The sequence below is a fragment of the Kaistella sp. genome (assembly GCF_032060305.1).
Lineage (GTDB): Bacteria > Bacteroidota > Bacteroidia > Flavobacteriales > Weeksellaceae > Kaistella > Kaistella yananensis.
Window position 1 is genome coordinate 1 of the sequence record NZ_DAMBHK010000122.1, and the last position, 3,342, is coordinate 3,342.

3 protein-coding genes are annotated in these 3,342 nt (G+C 40.6%); 1 reads left to right on the top strand and 2 read right to left on the bottom strand.

Translation table 11 applies throughout. The features are described from left to right. Nucleotides 1-1,163 (top strand): class II fumarate hydratase (fumC, locus tag V5N63_RS11430; RefSeq protein ID WP_332034043.1); only part of this gene is annotated, 1,163 nt, incomplete at its 5' end. A 53-nt stretch (nt 1,164-1,216) separates the two neighbouring features. Here the strand turns inward: fumC and V5N63_RS11435 are convergent. Both V5N63_RS11435 and V5N63_RS11440 read right to left on the bottom strand, forming a co-directional pair. Beyond that, nucleotides 1,217-1,927, bottom strand: coding sequence for an ABC transporter ATP-binding protein (locus V5N63_RS11435; RefSeq protein WP_088468288.1), 711 nt, complete (start codon nt 1,925-1,927; stop codon nt 1,217-1,219). A 14-nt stretch (nt 1,928-1,941) separates the two neighbouring features. Continuing rightward, nucleotides 1,942-3,342, bottom strand: a 1,401-nt coding sequence (locus tag V5N63_RS11440; RefSeq protein ID WP_332034044.1) for a DUF5687 family protein, incomplete at its 5' end; no start/stop codon positions are given.

Below are 3,342 nucleotides of genomic sequence, written 5' to 3' on the forward strand. Positions count from 1 at the left end.
ATGAAATCCTGGAGGGGAAATTAAACGACCAGTTTCCTTTGGTTATTTGGCAAACGGGCTCAGGAACCCAGAGCAATATGAATATGAATGAAGTGATTTCCAATAAAGCACACGTAAATAACGGCGGAACTTTAGGCGAAAAGTCTGAAATCCACCCGAATGATGACGTCAACAAATCACAAAGCTCGAACGATACCTATCCTACAGCAATGCATATTGCTGCTTATAAAAAAGTGGTGGAACACACGTTGCCGGCTGTAGAAAAACTTAGAAATACACTCCAGGAAAAAGCCGAAGCTTTCAAAAACATTGTGAAGATCGGGCGAACACATCTCATGGACGCCACACCGTTAACCCTCGGGCAGGAATTTTCTGGATATGTTGCCCAAATCGATTATGCGATGAAAGCCATTGCCAATACTTTAGATCATCTGCAAGAAATCGCTCTGGGCGGAACAGCGGTGGGGACGGGCCTTAATACCCCAAAAGGTTACGACGTTTTGGTGGCAAAATATATTTCAGAATTTACCGGACTGCCATTCGTTACGGCACCCAATAAGTTTGAAGCGCTTGCCGCTCATGATGCGATTGTTGAAAGTCACGGTGCTTTGAAGCAGCTGGCAGTTTCTCTCTACAAAATCGCACAGGATATCCGTTTTCTGGCTTCGGGGCCGCGTTCCGGTATCGGGGAAATTTTAATTCCTGAAAACGAACCTGGATCATCCATCATGCCCGGAAAAGTAAATCCTACACAAAACGAAGCAATGACGATGGTTTGCGCACAGGTTTTGGGGAACGACACCACCATTTCATTTGCAGGAACGCAGGGGAATTATGAACTGAATGTTTTTAAACCCGTGATGGCTTATAATTTTCTGCAGTCGGCTCAGCTTTTAGGCGATGCCTGTATTTCTTTTAATGATCACTGCGCAATAGGTATTGAAGCTAACGAGCCTAGAATTAAAGAGCTCGTAGATAAATCGTTAATGTTGGTAACCGCTCTGAACACTCATATAGGTTACGAAAATGCCGCGAAAATTGCAAAAACTGCCCATAAAAACGGAACCACTTTAAAGGAAGAAGCAGTTAATCTGGGGCTTTTAACCGCCGAACAATTTGATGAATGGGTAAAACCGGAAGATATGGTCGGAGGTTTAGCATAATTCAACTTATCGTAAATTAAAAATCCCCGGAAATTTTCCGGGGATTTTGTTTATTAATCTACAGAGACGGAACTGGCGAAAAAATCTTCGAGTTCGCGCAAGGTTTCGGGATTTGTTCTGATGTCTTTCACGAGTTCCCCTTTGTTTAAGACAACAATTCGGTCGCTCACTTCGGTAGTATGAGCAAGGTCGTGACTGGAAATAAGAAAAGTAACTGACTCATTCTGAGACCATGTTCTGATGAGTTTTTTAAGCTTTATCTGTGTAGAGGGATCCAGATTTGCAAATGGTTCATCGAGAATAATGATTGCCGGAGTGCCGATAAGCGCTCCAACAATTCCTACTTTTTTTTGGTTGCCTTTCGATAGGTCTCGTACATATTTTTTAGCATTCAGAATTTCATCGTTGAAGAAATCGTCAAACTGTTTCAGGAACTCATTAACCGTCGTCTTATCCTGCCCGCGTAGCTCGCCGATAAAATAAAAATACTCTTCGGGCGTCAGATAACCAATTAGAAATGATTCATCAATAAAGGCGGAAACTTTATTTTTCCAGTTTTCGTTTTCATTTACTTTATCACCGCCAATTTCAACAAAGCCGGATGATGGCTCTATTAAATCCAGCAAAAGCGAAAAAAGAGTAGTTTTACCGGCGCCGTTATTCCCCACCAATCCAAAACTTTCGCCTTTAGGGATTTGGAGAGATTCAATATGAAGAACTTTTTTGCTGCCGTAAATTTTAGAAATATTTTGAATGTTTATCATGTTTATAGCTTAAATTATGCTGTTTTTTTAAATGCTTCTATTGTTGAATATTTTTCGGATCTGTAAATTTTCACGATATAATCGAAAATTTTATCACGCAGTAAAAATCCGATAAGACCTAAAGCTCCCAGACTTGCAACCGCAATTTCGATTCCCGAGAAAAATTTCACGAGTGCAAAAACGCCCATTGGCAGTACCATTTGCGGAATCATTATCAGCATTACTTTCATGTTAAAGTTATTTCCTCCGCCGCCAAATGATTTGGAGCTGGAATTGAGGTCAATAGGTTTTTTGTTAAATGCTCCAGCCAAAAGAGTGAGGTAAGAGTTCACCCCAAGATTATAAAGTCCGGCGGCAAAAATAGTAAGATAAAATTCCCAGCTGATGAGCAGGTAACCCAGCGCCAAAACCATAGAAACAGCGGTAGCGAGCACCACGAGCGCCCATTTCGCTTTCAGATAGTCTTTATAGGGAACTTTCTGCGTCATCATCAGCGGATAATAGGAGCTGTCCCAGGAGGGTACTCTTTGGCCAAACATGAGCATAAAACCACCGGTCACAAAGATTCCGAGAAAGACCCGCATAAAATCTGTAGCATAAGCTTTGCCTGAAAAATATAGAAGTCCGTAGAATAAAAACATAATTCCCGCAAACAACGCAGACTTTGCAGCTTTGCTTCTTTTCAGAAGTCGGATATCATTATTGATGAAAGTGCCAAGTGTTCCGAAACGGTTAAGGAAATCGATATTTTCGGTTTTACCTACTGCCTGTTCAAGTTCCAGTCCTTTGTCGAGATAAAAGTTGCTGTAAATATTGCGGTAAGCCCAGTATCCGGCAGCAGCGGCTAGCAATACAGGAATCAAAAAGGCACCAGGAACTCCATAAAAAGCCTTAAAAATTTTTTCGGAAAAAGAAGAAAGATGAACGTAGCCGTAATATTCCAGAAAACCGAAAATAATCATTATCGCCGCTACAGTATAAAGAACCAGATTCTGTTTGTTCAATACAATATTTACGAAATTACTGAAATAGAACACTGCCATTATCCCTGTGAGGAACATTAAAACCCCCGGGATAGAATAACTTCCGTGGAAAATAAGCAAACCGCAAAACGGCAACAGAAAAAGCAGATAACCCCAATTAAAAAAATTAAAAATAATTTTCAGGATGGTATAGTTCACCAGTTTTTTCTTGGTGATATTTTGCGTGAGAAATGGTTTGATGTTTTGCGTTGGCATTTGCTGAATAAAATACCTTAGAACCAAATCCAGTGCTGCATAGTAAAGGAAATACCGAGAAAAAAGTGCTATAGGATCAGTCTTTAACTCTTCGACTGAAATAAAATAAAGACCCACCGCCATCATAACAAAAGTAAAACTCATTCCGGCATACGCGAAAGCCATCAGGATTTTCAT

Excerpts from the sequence above, each read along its gene's own strand:
- V5N63_RS11435 (WP_088468288.1), bottom strand. The coding sequence starts at position 1,927 with ATGATAAACATTCAAAATATTTCTAAAATTTACGGCAGCAAAAAAGTT.